Raw genomic sequence first — 16,175 nt, forward strand, 5'->3', positions numbered from 1 at the left:
TATACATCCTCTAAAAGAAATCAAAAATTGTTGAACTGGTCAATATTTATAACTAATGTTCCAGAAAATAAAATTAGTGCTGAGCAAGTATTAACGATTTACAGAGTAAGGTGGCAAATTGAGTTATTATTTAAATTGTATAAAAGCCATATCAGGCTTGATAAGGTAAAAGGAAAGCCATGCAGAGTATTATGTGAACTATATGCTAAATTGTGTGCAATTCTTATATTTCACGGCATAGTTGGTTGCACAGAAGTGAAAAAGAATACAGAACTTAGCTTAACAAAGGCATTTATTGATCTAAAAAGGCGGGTTAGAGAGTTATTTTTAGTATTAACCAAAATTAATAGTTTAAAAGCATTTCTTAAAAAACTCACTATAACTTGGTCGCGATTTTCATTAAAAGACAAACNTAGAAGGGCTAGAGTATCCACTTTAACCTCTCTAAATTTGCTCACAATCTCTTAACTTGACGCGTATGATTGATAACAGAGGAAGATGATGAAGCATTAGAAGAACAGCTGGAGGGCATAAATCAGGAATTAGAACTTGAACGTTTACAAAATGCTTCCTTAAAAGAAGAAAATAGAGAATTAAGATCTGCAATTGAAGGACTTGAAAAGAGTTATAAGGGACTTACAGAAGATGCAGGCGAACGAGAAGAGGAACTAAACAAATACAAACAAGATAAAAAAGCAATGCAGGATAAAGTTGATGAACAACAGAAAACTATATTTGATCAATACATGATAATAAGAGAGCAAGGAGAAGAAATTGAAGCTACTAGGAAAGATAATGAAAGTCTGCAAGCACAAATAATAGAACTTAAGAGTAGGTTAAAGGACAAGGAGGATAAATTAATTGAATTGAATCAACAATGGCAAGCTAGCAAATTAGTGGCTTTACTTAAATCACAGACTGATAAATTGTGTCAGGCTAAAGACAAAAATACTGAATTAGAAAATAAAGTCAGTGACTTAGGTCATGAAAACAAAGCTCTAAGATTAAGTGTGAATACATTGACTGCTCAATTGGGTGAAATGGAGAACTTGGGGAAGCAATTACAAAGTGTTCAAGAATCTAAACAACAATTGGAGATTGATTTAGAAGGTCAATTGAAAGCTGACACTAAGAAACTACAGGAAGCAAAAGAAGGTCAATTGGCTAAAAAGGCAGGTGCAGTGAGTACAGTATCTACTGCAAAATCAACTCTTTCAAAATTACGAAACTTGCCCAATAAGCTTTCTAGGGATAAGGGTCTCAATAACTTTTTATCTGGGAAAAACGAGGAGTTAAAAAAAGGTTTTCCTGAATTTAAAGAGAAACACTTTTGCCATAACGTGCTTAATGAAACTATAAAGTCTCTATCAAATCAAGATGATGGCAAATTTGAAAGCAGTAAGCTGCTTGAATTATTAGAAAGTAATTTGAAACAATCCGCAAGGGAGATCATAGAAGCTAAGGTTAAAGAAGTTGTCAACGAACATTGTAACATTGGAAAAAATATGGGTAAAGAACTACGAGATGACACGTTAAAAGCCAAGTTGTCACCTTCTGTTAGAAAATGCGTAAAAAAATTAGAATTTAACAAACAAGAAGGGGTAAATAAGATTGTAGACTCTATCTTGCACAGCTTTAATAGCAAGAATAATAATAACGACTCAGGAGAATTGCTTAAAGAAATTGTTACAGGAAAATTAACAGAGGCTAAAATGAAATGTTTTTCAAATAAGATTCAAGAGTTATAGCACTTCTCGCAATAGTCCGAATAGGATAAGATATGTGCTTATGGCTATGGTAGAGCAGTAGCATATTATGATCTGTTCGGATTATTGTAAAAAGAGCTATACAACTGGCATTAAGCATAAGAGATAAATTTTTATCTCCAGATCAGGGAATGTGTAATCAAACTCAAGGAGGAGTAAACGAATATCAATTAACAGAAAAAGCTAAAAAAGAACATATACCTAATTCCTCTACGAGTTCCCCTAATATTGCAAGCATAAATTCATTGAACAGTCAGAAAGCAGTTAGAATAGGCTCTTAGCATAAAGCACCAGCTCCTCTTTTGTTAAAGTGTAGGAGCTATCTTCCCAATGTTGTTTTAGCAATTCCAAGTTTCTACCTAAACTTTTTCCTGGCTGGTGACCTATACTTATTAAATCATCGCCAGATAAAGGAAATTTTGGAATATTGAATGTGTTAGCAAATGAAATGTATTCATCAACATTTTCTCCAGACTCAACACCACAAATTTTCACTAAATCACAATATAATTCTCTACCAAATAAAGATATGTATTTTTTTTGCTCTTTTTCTGAGAGTTCTGTTTTGATATCGTTGGATAGTAAAAATAGCAGCTTTTTCTTTTGCTTGTTCGAAAGACGTAAAAATTTGCTTACATATTCTCCAAGACTTAGCCTGTAATTTTTTTTAGTAGTCCTAAGGAGTAACGCTAATTTTACTAGTGCATCAGTGCCCAAAAGAAGCGGCGAAGACAGAATTTCGCATTTTACTTCTTTTGGGATAATCTTTTGCAAAACATCAGATTCTTGCATGCTCTTAAGTGTTGGAAAAGGATCATTGCACTCCAGCAATTTAAGTATTTCATCTCTTATTCTCTCTCCAGAGAGGTTTTGAATCATATGCGAATGCTTTTTGCATACGTTTAGTATTTCATCACTCAAATCTCCGACACATATTTTTGCATGAAAACGAAATGCTCTTAAAATACGTAGATAGTCTTCTTTAATTCTATCTTCAGCATTGCCTATAAAGTTTAACCTTCGCGCTTTTAAGTCCTCTATACCACCAAAGTAGTCATATATATGGCCATGCTTATCTGCATACAGAGCATTAAATGTAAAGTCGCGCCTTGAAGCATCCGCTTGCCAATTATTGGTAAATTCTACTTTTGCATGCCTACCATCACATTTCACATCATGCCTTAGTGTTGTGATCTCAAAAGATCTTTGATTTAGAACCGCAGTGATAGTTCCATGTTTTAAGCCAGTTGGAATAGTTTTTATATTACGGAGTTTTAGCGCTTTAATCGTTTGATTGGGAAGCAAATTAGTAGCTAAATCGATGTCGTGGACATCACGCTGCAAAATTGAGTCTCTCACACACCCGCCGACAAGCCTAGCCTCACCACCAAATTCCTCTATGGCATCAATAATTAAACTAGTCTCATGATCAACTTGCATTTAGGTTAGTACGTACTGCAAGTTCATATTATATGAAATGCTTGCAAAAGCCCTATATAAAAATATACAGGGCTATCAAGATTTTACAAGTTGTGGTGCTCGTTGTTGATGAAATGGTTCTGCCATCGATTCCGTACCACATCTTAGTAAACTTGAAGGGTTTTGCTGCTCTATGCGCTGCTTTATATCACTAACGCACTGCCCTAGAACATCACCAATTTTTCCATCAGCATTTTCTGCCAATAACTTATCAAATCCCTTTTCAACCTCTGCTCTCTCAGAGATATCCTTTGAAAGGTTACAATATTCTAAGATCTAGTCTAGCTGCAGTTTTTTTGCTAATAGGAAATCTTCTTGTTCTTGCTCTTGTTTAAGTTTGGTTTCCTCTTGCAGTTGTTTTGCTAAACTTTTATTTCTATCAAGCAATGGTTCGAAATGCAATCCGCCTTTGTTTATTATATGCACAATACTACTATCATCATAATCAACTTTATTGTATTCACCTGCACTTTTTGAACCTGAATTGTCTATTAATTCATGCAAAGACAGATCTTGGTTATCAACAGCCTGGTTCTCTATAACATGTAGCTTTACCTTATACTTTTCACAAAGTATTCTGCCTTCAACGTCAGGATCACCACACCTACTGTTACGCATAATGTCTGCTGTATAATCATCTACAGTTTCACTACGGTGCTGGCCATTGTTATCATGACTACTGACAATTGCATTTGTAAACCACTTTGGTGGATTCTTTTGCGCAAATTCCCTACAATCATTTCTTAATTTTTCGGCAGTAACTTGCTCTCCTGTCTGTTGTTCTAGACTTTGCCTGAACGAGTCAAAAAAACAGCTTCCATTACCAGTTGCTTGTCCTACATAGAAATTGTCAGTGTAAGGGTTACTATTTAAAAGAGTTATTTCTTGCCCTGAGATCCTGGGCCTTTTTATTCCAACCCCAACATCATGAAAGTCACTTGGTAGTTTCCGTTTCTTAGGTGTAGTCATAGTTTTACCTTAATTTAAGCTATATATTACTATACCAACAAAATTGTCAATAAACGACCGATTAAGTATAGCAGAAATTTTTAAATTATGCAATAGTTATAATTTTACATAGCAAATATGAGTTTTAACTGCGGTATAGTTGGGTTACCAAACATAGGAAAATCAACCTTATTTAATGCGCTTACAGAGTCAAGTGCAGCCGAAGCTGCAAATTATCCTTTTTGCACAATCGAGCCAAATATAGGCAAGATTTCGATAAAAGATCAACGTTTGAAACAAATCGCAGCAATTGCAGGCTCAGAGAAGGTAATCTACAACCAATTAGAAGTTGTAGATATTGCAGGTCTGGTAAAGGGTGCGAGTAAAGGCGAAGGGCTCGGCAATAAATTTTTAAGCCATATCAGAGAAGTTGATGCCATCGTTCATCTGCTCAGGTGCTTTACGGATGACGATATCAGCCATATACACAGTAAAATAGATCCAATATCAGATGCTGAAGTGGTAGAAATGGAATTAATCCTAGCTGATATTGATAGCATAGAAAAAAGGCTTCCTCAATTGGAAAAGAAAGCAAAGCAAGGTGATAAAGAGCTAAAGAGACAACTTGAATTAATGCAAGAGGTATTAGCTACTTTAAAATTAGGTAAACCTGCAAGAAGTTTGGAGAATATCGATGGAGATGAGATGAAGTTGCTTCAATTGCTGACAACAAAGCACGTTATGTACGTTTGCAATGTTGAAGATACAAATGTTATAACTGGCAATGAATTATCTAAAAAGGTAGAGAGAATGGCAGAGGAAAATAAGAGCAAATTTTATTGCATTTCAGCAAAACTCGAAGCAGATATTGCAAATCTTGATAGTGAAGAGGAAAAACAGAGTTTTTTATCAGAATTTGGCTTACAAGAATCAGGGCTTGATGGAGTAGCGCGTATTATGTATGAAGTGCTGAGTATGATAACTTTCTTTACTGTAGGGCCAAAAGAAGCACGAGCTTGGCCAGTAAAAATAGGATCAACAGCCGATAAAGCAGCAGGTGTAATCCACACTGATTTTGAGAAAGGCTTTATAAAAGCAGAAACGATAGGCTTTGCAGACTACATAAAGTATGGAAGTGAACCGGCTTGTAAAGACGCAGGAAAAATTCGCTTTGAAGGCAGAGATTACATCGTGCAAGATGGTGATATAATGCACTTTAGGTTTAATGTGTAGTTTATTATGCAGCCACTTATTTAAAGTTAAGTTTTCTGGATCCCAGTGTCTGGGCACTGGGATGACATCCTCTCCAGCGGAGATTGCTCTCAGATCACAATGTTCGTACAGTAAGCACTGACCACTTTGCTTCAATATTTGCGATGCCCCTGAACAGATACAAAAAATCTATTGTTTTTTTATAAATTAAATCCTAAGGCATTTTTTACTGTAGATTAATCATTTGATTATAGTATCATTTTAATTAAGCTTATGCTTGGGATATTTATGAAGAATATTTTATATTTTATATTATTAGCTGTCGTATTCGGATCACCCATCCTGTTTGCCGTAGAGCAGCTTGAAGAAAAGAAAATTGAATCAGTTCATAAAAACGAAAATGTAGGTGTAAGGAAGCAAGATAGCACAAATCAAAAAGATGAGTTGAAAAGCAACGTCGATGCTAAACAAACACAAGAGGCTGAGAGCAAAAGATTAGACGGCACTACCGATAAAGAGAAACTGCAACACAACGAGAACAAAGCTTTCGTGGTTGAAAAAACTATAAGTGAAGGTGAAAGGATTGATAAAGATTTGCCAAATGACCAGCTAGAAGGAAGCACAGACAAATTTGCTCAAGATTTACCAAATGTGGCCAATAAAGAAGTGAATAAAGATTTGAAACCAGAGCCTTTGCCTTTAAGTGCTGATTTAAATGAGAATACAGCTAACCCGCAAAAAAATCTACAAGCTGATCAGAAGATTGATATAAAAGATAATGAACTTTCAAAAAGTGATGCGAGTCAATTATTAGAGGAAAAAAAAGAAAAAGTAGAGAGTCAGTTTGAAGAAAAAAAAGTGAAAGAAACAAACAGTAATTCCAAGGACCGCAATAGAGTAAAACCTATAACTAAAAAAGATGAAAGTGAAAAGAAAAATTTACAAAAATGGACAAAGCTAAACAGAGAACCAATAAAAGAATGGGGTCATAAAGACATACAAAGCAAGTCAATATATAAACGACAATATGATAGCCTTAATGAGCATCTTCCTACAACTGTGTTTATTGATGATTACAGTAAGCAATTTTTTTACTGCATTAAGAAGAACAACTTAACTTGCTTAAGAGGAGTAATAAGTAAGCTAGAAAAAATTGGATTAACAATTCAAGAGATACTAAGGTTTAGAAATAAATTGGGTGATACTCCTCTCATTTATTCAGTTAAACAAGGTGAGGTAGACATAGTGCGATTTCTCTTATTACAAGGTGCTGATCTTAGAGTAGTTAACAATAATTTTCAATCCCCAATTGATATAGCAATCGAAAAAAAGCAGATCAATATAATAAATGCGATTGCCGAAATGATGCCACACCTTTTGGAGGATAGAAAAATAGACAATAAAGAAAGCTCAGCAATGTACGATTGGGCTGTGAAAACGAAAGAAAACAATGAGTCGCAGTGTGATAAGCAAGATGATTAGATTTTTGATGTTAATTTTAGTTGGTCATTTATGTTATGGAAACGAAACAAATGATGAAAAAAATCAGATTAGTGATTTTTTAAAAGCTCTGCATGATGTAAAATACGTATCTTACAGTAAAAAAGACTTTGCTGAATTTTTGGTGCAGTGCCACAAAGAGGGCGTGCCAGAAGATTTTAAGAAAGGTTTTGGTTCTAACTTAAATGGAGCTAATTTTAACCAACTGTACCTAAGTAAATCTGTTTTTGATGGAGTAAGTCTGATTGGTGCCGATTTTTCTAACACCGATTTATCCGATGTGTCTTTCATTGATGTTGATTTACGTGGTGCTAATTTTTCCAATGCTAATTTACATGGCATTAAAATAAAAGGTACAAATTTGAGTTTTACAAAATTTGTTTCTGCAAACTTAACAGATATCGTATTTGATCAGTCTAATGTTAGTTATGCTGATTTTATCAGTTCAGATCTCAAAAAAGTAAGTATGCACAACGTAATTGGTTTGCATACTAATTTCTCGAATGTGAAAATGAATTTCTCCAACTTATCAAACTCGAATGTTAGCCACGTAAATTTTAGTGATAGTGAAATAAACGATACTGTTATGCAGAAAAACAACCTTGATAATGCAAGTTTCTTTGGAGTGGATGCATATAAATTAAAGATACAATTTTCTTCATTAAAAAATGCTAACATATATGGTGCAGAGTTAAAAGAATCAGACTTTACAGGTAGCAATCTTTCCGATGCCTGCCTTAATTCTTCTATCATAATTAACAGTAACTTCGACGAGGCTAATTTAAGCAACACACAAATTTCCTATGTGAATGACGATAATTCAAGTTTTGTTCAATCTATACTAAATGGTTCCAAGATAAAACATGCATATGTTTCTGAAGCAAATCTTCATGATGCTGATTTATCCAATATTGATTTTAGTTTTAGTGAACTGCATCAAGTTAATGTCTCTAATGCTGACATTCGTCACGGAAAGTTTCATAATACTAAAGTTGCAAATTCTAACATGAATGGCTCATTTTTTGACCATTCACTATTCACCTCTGCGAAGATAGAAGATTCAGACCTTTCTACAACTTCAATGTATAAGATAAAAATCCAAGACTCTCAAGTTTATAACAGTACACTTTCTCGCCATAATATTGATTCCAGTGAAATAGAAAATTCAACATTCTTTAATTTATTAGCTGATAATTCGAGCTGGTCCAATTTAAAAGTAACTAATTCGAATTTTATTGAAAGCGATTTCAGATCTTCTTTGCTTCACGCTAATGCCTTTAGGAAAACTAGCTTTTTTCTTAGCAATTTGAGTAATTCAACAATTAGTGATATGTCTTTTCTCTCTTCAAGCATATATAAAAGTTCAGTTGTTGATGCTCACTTAACAGGTTGCAAATTTGATAATTCAATTTTGATTGACAATAAAGGACAGAAAAAACTTGCAGGTTCAGAAAATGGTATAACTTCGATTAAAGATTTGCAAGAGAAAATATCACAGGGTGAAAAATTTAATGTAAATTATTCTTACTTTGAATTTAAGAATATGAATTTAGAAAATGCCGATTTTTCTAATTCAACATTGAGTAGAGCAAAATTTGTAAACGTTAATTTGAATAAGGCAAATTTTGAAAAGACCGATTTGCGCTATACTGTCTTTGATAACTCTTCTCTCATTGGCACCAACTTATCAAATTCTAATTTAGAAGGTTCTAGCTTTTTAAACTCTGATCCAAAAAGCACCATATTAAAAAATGCAAAGAAAAATGACCGTAAAAAGTGAGGGCGTATTATTGGTTCTATCCTCCCCTTCTGGAGCTGGAAAAACTACTATATCAGCAAAATTACTTGAGCAATCAACTAATTTAGTTAGGTCTGTTTCTATGACTACACGCAAGCCTCGCCCAGGCGAAAGAAATGGAAAAGACTATTTTTTCGTTACCGAAGAAAAATTTCACGAGTTATGCAAAGCTGGCCAAATGCTTGAATACGCCAAAGTTTTTGAGAATTTTTATGGTATACCAAGAAATTTTATAGAGCAAAACTTAAGCAATGGAATAAGTGTTTTACTCAGCATAGACTGGCAAGGAGCATTTCACTTATTCAAGCTCATGAGAAAAAAAGTTGTGAGTGTTTTTATACTTCCCCCTTCAATGGAAGAGCTTAGGTTGCGTTTGCAAAAGCGTAATAGTGATGATGCAAGCGAAATAGAGCGCAGATTAGCCGAAGCTCAAAAAGAGATAAGCAAACGTGATAAATATGATTATGTAATAATCAATGATGATATTGATAAAAGTGTAGAAGAGATAATCTCCATACTAAATAAAGAAAGACTTAAAAAACTAAAAGAAAAACCAAGTCTGGAAGACTGATAAAAACATCAATTTGGATATTTGCAGCTATAGTTTCTTATCCTATTTTAGCCAATAGCACATTTCACAGTTTAGCTATATTTATTATTTTTTAAGATTAAATGGTTAAAATAGTAGCAACTGTTCAAGTGAGGTTTAACTATGACGGCAAATTTTCTCACAGAAATTAATTTTCTGCCTTTCCACCTATACATATACAACGTTTAGCTCAATTTAAAAGTCAAACTTCTTGGTTGTTAGTTTAGTGCTGACAACTTAAATAGCTTTTAATATTGAGGTTTTAGTATGGGTATAGATATAACTGCACTAACTACTAATGCAGATAAATTAGGTGAATGCATAGATAAAAATAAAAAGCAAGAGCAGGATAGAAAAGACGAGCAATTGCACTGCACTATAGAGAGAAAGGTAAAAAAAGAAGAACACAAGCGTGAAAAACCAAGAGTTCAAGATGTAACCCTCAAGAAGTGTAAAAGGTTATTTGAAAAAGATGCTAGTCCTGAAGTATTAACTAAATTAGAAGAATCACTTAGAGAACAAGAAAAATATTATAGGTATTATGTCCAATGCTTCCTTCCAGTGCTAGATAAAGCAATAGAACGATCGAAAAAAATATCAAATGAAACAAAAGAGCGAGTAAAGCAAGCAATTTCAGAAATTACTTATAATAGCAAATATTGTAACCAAAATGATCGTAGGGACAGTGGAATTGAAAGTGACTACAGTAGGGATGCTGGTGATGATTATGAGAAACATTCAATCAGTAACACTAATACAGCAAATGAAGATCAAGAAGTAGAGAAAAGCAACGGAACAACGCATAATAATGTTCAATTACTAAAAGCGATCAAAAATGGAAATAACAGGAAATTTAGAAAATATCTAAAAGATTGTACGGATATTAGCAGCATAAAAGATGAAAAAGGAAATAATATTTTACACCTTATCGTGTCATTGGAAAAGAAACAGAAATGCAAGTTTCTAGGTACCCTAATAAAAACGGTCACCAAGGAAGATCTAGCACAACTCATTAATAGTGAAAATCAGACCCCTTTTCAGGTAGCACTAATTAACAAGGTAACAAAAGAAAAACATGAGTCTAATACAATTCGAAGTAACGATAACACACTTAAGTTTCTTACAAAATTGTTAGAGCATGGAGCCAGCTCTGATAATTTAGAATTATCTACAGAAGAATTACAAAACTTAAAAGAGGAGCAAAAGACATACTATCGTAATTTCTTAGAAAAATTAGCAGAGTCAGTAAAGAAGTCTAAGTTAGACCAAAAGACAGAAAACTCGGTAGTAATTAAAATCGCGAAAATTACCGACGGTGGTTACCAATTACATAAAGCAGTTTCAGATAAAAATATAGATAGATTTAATGATTTGCTACAGAGAGGTGATGATATTACTACTAAAAATGCAGATGGTGATACGGTCTTACACTGTGCTGTGACATTAAAGAAAGAAGCAAAGTGTAACTTTACTCAGCTTATACTAGAAAAAAACAAAGAACTGGTAAATACTCGAAACAAACAGCAAACACCTCTTCACCGATTACTTCAGTATATAAAAAAAAAGAGCGGGAAACAATCATGTACAGGTAAAAATTTTGAAAAAACTAAAAGGTATGAAACCCTAGAACTATTGCTAAAAAATGGTGCAGATATTACTGTGCAAGATAAAGATGAAAAAAATGCTCTGCACTATATTGCTTCATTCAAAGGAGAACAAAAAGTTGCATGTTTGAAGTTGACTTTAGGTAAGGATGAATTTAGTAAGGCTATAAATGCTGTTAACGGGAAAGAGCAAACACCTCTTCATCAGTTGCTTCAGCATATAAAAGAAAAGAATGAGGATCGATCATGTACAGATAGAAAATTTGAAAAAACAAATAGATATAAGGCCTTAGAGTTATTTTTACAAAATGGTGCAGATATTACTGTGCAAGATAAAGATGAAAAAAATGCTCTGCACTATATTGCTTCATTCAAAGGAGAACAAAAAGTTACATGTTTAGAGTTGATTTTAAATTCGGTGGAAAAAGAGAAATTTAGTAAAGCTGCAAACGCCGCTAACGAAAAAGAACGCACACCACTACAAGTAGCGCTAATTACTAAGACGACAAAAGATAAACATAATTTGGTCAATCCTAAGAGCCGTGATAACACGATCAAGTTCTGTGTAAAATTATTGCAAAATGGTGTTGACCCAAAGCAGTTAATACTACCCGAAAGATTATGGAGCAAAGAGTATTATAAAACTATAAAAGGAATAGAGAAATCAATGGGTAGAGCGCTTATTCCAGATGATATGAGAACTGAACTGAAGTGCAACTTTGGCAGGAAGTTAAAAGCACGCGATATTGTGAAGTACATCAATAATGTTGCTTGTAAAGCAGTGACAACGCTTGTATTTGCTGCTTTAGCCTGTGCAGCAATATTCAGTGCTTCTCAAGGAATTATTACAATTGCAACTGCCTCATCTATTATAGCAGTTATTGGAGTTTGTTATCTTATTTACTTGAATTTAGAAAATATTTATGAAGGATTTGGAAAAATTAAAGGAAAGTTTACTGAAGAAAAGCAACTTACACTTCAAGATAACGCACCAAAAAATGATACACAATGCAATAACTCTGTTAAAGATATAGAAAATAAGTCCAACGATTTAGAAGAGCAAGAGGTGCAAAAATCATCAAATCAATCAGAGCATACTGAGAGTCCTCCAGACACTAAAATGAGTGCCATATCAATAAAACTCGTTGAAAAATTGTGTAGGGATAGTGTAACTAGTAAACCCTCTTCTCTGGCGCTATGAAATCAATCTCACCGCTCAGAGTTTTTTCAGCCACTTTTTTATAATCAATTTTTACGTTAATTTGCCCTTTCTTTTCTTCAAGCCACGCTATAGTGTGCTTCATCCAGTTTTTGTCATCACGTTCAGGAAAGTCTTCACGAGCATGGGCACCTCTGCTTTCCTCGCGATTAGCTGCGCATTCCATGGTAATAACCGCTTGTGGGATCATGTTAGCAAGCTCCAGTGCTTCAACTAAATCACTATTCCACATCATACTGCGATCCTCAAGTGAAATATCAGGCATCATTTTTGCTACCTTTTTTATAGCTTTTTTGCCTTCTTCTAAAACTTCAGCAACACGGAACACTGATGCGTACTTTTGCATAGTGTTCTGCATTTCGCTGCGTATTTTTGCTACTTTTGGCCCACCGGAGGCAAATCGCATTTTATTAAATCTATCTACTATCCAGTCTGTGCAGTCTGAATGCAATTTTTTATGTGGTGTAGCGGATTTTAGTTTCTCTCTTGCTCTGAGCGCTGCAGCTCTACCAAAAACCACAAGATCAAGAAGCGAGTTAGAACCAAGTCGATTTGCACCGTGCACAGAAACACATGCAGCTTCTCCAATTGCAAATAGTCCATCTACCACTTCCTCCTTACCTTGCTTCAGCGTGATCACTTCTCCATAATAATTGGTTGGAATGCCACCCATGTTATAGTGAACAGTCGGAATGACCGGTATTGGATCTTTAGTGACATCAACTCCAGCAAAAGTTCTTGCGGTTTCGCTGATGCCCGGCAATCTGAGTTTTATTACTTCCGGATCAAGATGCGCTATAGTTAAATACATATGATCTTTTTTTGGTCCAACCCCCCTTCCCTCTCTAATTTCAATTGTTATTGCGCGACTTACCACATCACGGGAAGCTAAATCTCTTGCTTTTGGTGCGTAATGTTCCATAAACTTCTCGCCCTGAGAATTAACGAGGTACCCCCCTTCACCACGGCATCCTTCTGTCATCAGGCACCCTGAGCCATATATTCCTGTTGGATGAAATTGTACAAATTCCATATCTTCAAGTGGTAATCCAGCCCTTACTACCATGCCATTACCATCACCTGTGCAGGTATGCGCACTTGTTGCAGAGAAATAAACACGTCCATATCCACCTGTTGCTAACACCACTCTATGCGCACGAAATCTATGTAATGTGCCGTCGCATAGCGACCAAGCAAGAACTCCGCAGCATGCTCCGGTTTCGCTATCCATAATTAAATCAATCACAAAGTATTCAACAAAAAATTCAGCGTTGAATTTAAGACACTGCTGATATAGAGTGTGAAGGATTGCGTGCCCAGTCTTATCTGCTGCCGCACAAGTGCGCTGCGCTGATTTTCCTTTACCAAAGTGAGTTGTCATTCCACCAAAGGAACGCTGGTATATTTTGCCATCTTCTGTACGAGAAAAAGGTACGCCAAAATTTTCAAGTTCAATAACAGCTTTAGCAGCGTTTTTACACATATATTCTATTGCATCTTGATCACCAAGCCAGTCTGAACCTTTTATTGTGTCATATGCATGCCAGCGCCAATCGTCTTCACCGATATTACCTAAAGCTGCACTAATTCCGCCTTGTGCTGCAACTGTATGACTTCGTGTAGGGAAAATTTTAGAAATGCAGGCAACTGAAAAATTAGTTGCAGCCATCCCAAGCGTTGCTCTGAGCCCTGCTCCACCTGCACCTACTACTACCACGTCATACTCATGTTCTATGATCTCATACGCTGACTTATCCATATTTACTTATTTTATCATTACAGGCTTATGATATCACAGAAGTAGAAAAAATCTATACAAGTTTTCTATAGTTAAGACGTCATGCCGCCGCGGCGCTAACAAGTAGCGGGATGACGGTTGTCGTGGTGTCATGAAAGTAGCTGACACTTGGGGTCTATGTTTTTTCTGGTCACACGTACAGCTGTACGAACATTGTGCTACTAGTAGGGTGTCATGCCAGTGCTTGACACTGGCATCCAGGAATTTTATTAAGTTGGTGAGTATAAAAGTAGCTGTTTTATGTTAAAATACGACGTTTTCGATGAGATTATATGGAAAACTGGATTCCAGTGTCAAGCACTGGAATGACACCTCTCTTGGGCTCTCTTAGCTATAAACATTAAGAAATTTACCAAACGAAAAAAAAGGCAAAAGAAGTCCAGTGGTTATTATCCGCTTTAAAATATTGGCGTTTTTTATGTTTTAAACGCTTGACAAGCGAAATTCAGCTGCTTTTAATTGCAACTAACTTACGCTGCAAATGTTTAAGAAATTTGCTAAGCAGAAAAAAAGACAAAGAATCCACGAGTTAGCTAGTCTTTTACTATCTCTGTCGAGTATTGGCATTTTTTGATGTCTTGTAACGCTTTATAAGCGCGTTCAGCTTATTTAGATAAAAATCTAGATGTAGATGAAGTTTTGTAAAGACATACAGCATCTATATACTGCAAAAAATTGAACATAAGACGCAGATACACCAAGTAATCCTTACCTTTTAATCTGCAGATTGGCGAAAGCAAATACAATAGCTTCACTGTCATGATAAAGGGGCTGGCAAAGCTTGTCAAGAAATTTTCTTATTTCATTTAAATTGCTTGTAACCTTCTTATACACTCATCTTTACCAAGAATCACCATGATATCAATGATTCCAGGTGCATCCATTACTCCAGTTATAGGGGCGCGTAATGAGTGGTATACATCGCTTATTTTCATATCGTGCAATTTTGCACATTCCTTGATCTGAGAAGATAAAAAACCCTTATTCCAATTTTCATCACCGATCTTTGACAGAAATGACGCGAGTAACTTGATTATATCGAGGTTAGATTTGACAATTTGCTCAGCCTCTTCACTTAAATCAAGTGGCGGATCTTGAATATAAAATTTTGCTAAATCCAATAATTCGGTCAGGTAGTTTGCTCTTTTTTTTAGCTCTGTCAGTCCCTGCAGTAAATAGCCCTTTTTTTTGTCAGTTAGAGTATTTTCTCTAAGCATTAGAGTCAGAATATCTTCATTGCTCATATTACTAATATAGTGGTTATTCAAATGCTCCAGTTTTTTGAAATCGAGCCGTGCAGGTGAACGACCAATACTTTCTAAATTAAACCACTCTATTGCTTGCTCATCGCTAATAATCTCATCGTTGCCGTGACTCCAGCCAAGTCTCAGCAAGTAATTACGCATCGCTTTTGGCAATATTCCCATCTTTTCATAATCGCAAACGCTTGTGGCACCATGCCTTTTGGATAGCTTATTCCCATCTTCCCCATGGATAAGCGGCACATGTGCAAAGCGTGGAATGTCAAAATCAAGAGCCTGGTATATTAGCAGATGTTTAAAGGTATTAGTGAGATGGTCAGAACCGCGTATTATATCAGTTATTCCAGCATCATGATCGTCAATTACGACAGCAAAAATATATGTTGGAGTGTTGTCAGAGCGTAAGATCACTATATCATCAAGCTGGTTGCTATTTACTTTGATTTGGCCGTATATTTTATCATCAATGACGATCTCTTGTGAGTCTGGCACTTTGAAACGGATAACTGACCTCACACCGGATGTCATTCCAGCGCGTGACCACATATTTTCTTCTGGATCCCAGTGTCGGCTACTTGGATGACAAGAAGGAGGTTTTGTAGTACATTTATGCTTGTATATCTTGCCCTCTTCTCTTGCTTTTATTTTCTTTTCTGCAACTTCATCTTCAGGGCAATAACAGTGATACGCCCTACCATTCTCAACTAAAAGGTTTGCTACTTCTTTATGCCGCTCTATTCTTTTTGACTGATATACTATTTCCCCATCACAGCTCACACCGAGCCATCTTAGCCCTTCTATAATTGCATCAATTGCTTCTTGTGTTGAACGTTTTCTGTCGGTGTCCTCAATTCTTAGCAAAAACCTGCCACCATGATGCTTTGCATAGAGCCAATTAAATAACGCAGTACGAGCTCCTCCAATGTGCAAAAATCCTGTTGGTGATGGAGCAAATCTCGTGACTATACCTGGCATATTTGTCTGTTACAGTAATGTAAAT

General features: G+C 35.3%; 14 protein-coding genes. 9 read left to right on the forward strand and 5 right to left on the reverse strand.

Features of this window, described 5'->3' with window-relative positions; genetic code table 11:
* From OZD68_RS04095 to OZD68_RS04105, 3 genes are all read left to right on the forward strand, one after another.
* Positions 1-468: transposase (locus OZD68_RS04095; protein ID WP_275008713.1), on the forward strand; the 468-nt coding region annotated here is incomplete at its 5' end.
* Between the two features lie 14 nt (positions 469-482).
* Positions 483-1,748: a coiled-coil domain-containing protein gene (locus tag OZD68_RS04100; protein WP_275009068.1), complete on the forward strand. Its 1,266-nt coding sequence runs from the start codon at positions 483-485 to the stop codon at positions 1,746-1,748.
* A 149-nt stretch (positions 1,749-1,897) separates the two neighbouring features.
* Positions 1,898-2,047, forward strand: coding sequence for a hypothetical protein (locus OZD68_RS04105; protein ID WP_182309329.1), 150 nt, complete (start codon positions 1,898-1,900; stop codon positions 2,045-2,047).
* On the opposite strand, the gene OZD68_RS04110 is transcribed toward OZD68_RS04105, so the two are convergent.
* The 3 genes from OZD68_RS04110 to OZD68_RS04115 form a co-directional block, all read right to left on the reverse strand.
* A complete protein-coding gene (locus OZD68_RS04110; RefSeq protein WP_182309328.1) occupies positions 2,031-3,206 on the reverse strand; it encodes a CCA tRNA nucleotidyltransferase in 1,176 nt (391 codons plus the stop codon). The genes OZD68_RS04105 and OZD68_RS04110 overlap by 17 nt on opposite strands.
* Before the next feature lie 75 nt (positions 3,207-3,281).
* Positions 3,282-3,449, reverse strand: a complete 168-nt coding sequence (locus tag OZD68_RS06620; protein ID WP_375138382.1) for a hypothetical protein — start codon at positions 3,447-3,449, stop codon at positions 3,282-3,284.
* Between the two features lie 72 nt (positions 3,450-3,521).
* Positions 3,522-4,214, reverse strand: a complete 693-nt coding sequence (locus OZD68_RS04115; protein WP_375138381.1) for an OTU domain-containing protein — start codon at positions 4,212-4,214, stop codon at positions 3,522-3,524.
* Between the two features lie 117 nt (positions 4,215-4,331).
* Here OZD68_RS04115 and ychF point away from each other — a divergent pair, with 117 nt between their 5' ends.
* The 6 genes from ychF to OZD68_RS04140 all read left to right on the forward strand — a co-directional run bounded on the left by ychF (position 4,332) and on the right by OZD68_RS04140 (position 12,097).
* Positions 4,332-5,426 carry a redox-regulated ATPase YchF gene (gene ychF, locus OZD68_RS04120; RefSeq protein WP_182309327.1) on the forward strand — a complete coding sequence of 365 codons (1,095 nt, stop codon included), beginning with the start codon at positions 4,332-4,334 and terminating at the stop codon, positions 5,424-5,426.
* The gene (locus tag OZD68_RS06625) at positions 5,419-5,547 is read left to right on the forward strand and encodes a hypothetical protein (RefSeq protein ID WP_410543710.1); all 129 of its coding nucleotides are present in this window, start codon (positions 5,419-5,421) and stop codon (positions 5,545-5,547) included. Before ychF ends, OZD68_RS06625 begins: the two co-directional genes overlap by 8 nt.
* Positions 5,548-5,693: 146 nt before the next feature.
* Entirely contained in the window at positions 5,694-6,887 is a 1,194-nt protein-coding gene (locus tag OZD68_RS04125) for an ankyrin repeat domain-containing protein (RefSeq protein ID WP_182309326.1), read from the forward strand.
* The gene (locus OZD68_RS04130) at positions 6,880-8,685 is read left to right on the forward strand and encodes a pentapeptide repeat-containing protein (RefSeq protein WP_182309332.1); all 1,806 of its coding nucleotides are present in this window, start codon (positions 6,880-6,882) and stop codon (positions 8,683-8,685) included. The genes OZD68_RS04125 and OZD68_RS04130 overlap by 8 nt, the downstream gene beginning before the upstream one ends.
* Positions 8,669-9,274, forward strand: coding sequence for a guanylate kinase (gene gmk, locus OZD68_RS04135; protein ID WP_182309325.1), 606 nt, complete (start codon positions 8,669-8,671; stop codon positions 9,272-9,274). The genes OZD68_RS04130 and gmk overlap by 17 nt, the downstream gene beginning before the upstream one ends.
* Before the next feature lie 285 nt (positions 9,275-9,559).
* Positions 9,560-12,097: an ankyrin repeat domain-containing protein gene (locus OZD68_RS04140; protein WP_182309324.1), complete on the forward strand. Its 2,538-nt coding sequence runs from the start codon at positions 9,560-9,562 to the stop codon at positions 12,095-12,097.
* Here OZD68_RS04140 and sdhA read toward each other — a convergent pair.
* Both sdhA and gltX read right to left on the reverse strand, forming a co-directional pair.
* Positions 12,069-13,874: a succinate dehydrogenase flavoprotein subunit gene (gene sdhA, locus OZD68_RS04145; RefSeq protein ID WP_182309323.1), complete on the reverse strand. Its 1,806-nt coding sequence runs from the start codon at positions 13,872-13,874 to the stop codon at positions 12,069-12,071. The genes OZD68_RS04140 and sdhA overlap by 29 nt on opposite strands.
* A gap of 845 nt (positions 13,875-14,719) precedes the next feature.
* The gene (gltX, locus tag OZD68_RS04150; RefSeq protein WP_182309322.1) at positions 14,720-16,150 is read right to left on the reverse strand and encodes a glutamate--tRNA ligase; all 1,431 of its coding nucleotides are present in this window, start codon (positions 16,148-16,150) and stop codon (positions 14,720-14,722) included.
* Positions 16,151-16,175 lie beyond the last annotated feature (25 nt).

The organism is Wolbachia endosymbiont of Drosophila bicornuta, from assembly GCF_028982105.1.
Taxonomy (GTDB): domain Bacteria; phylum Pseudomonadota; class Alphaproteobacteria; order Rickettsiales; family Anaplasmataceae; genus Wolbachia; species Wolbachia pipientis.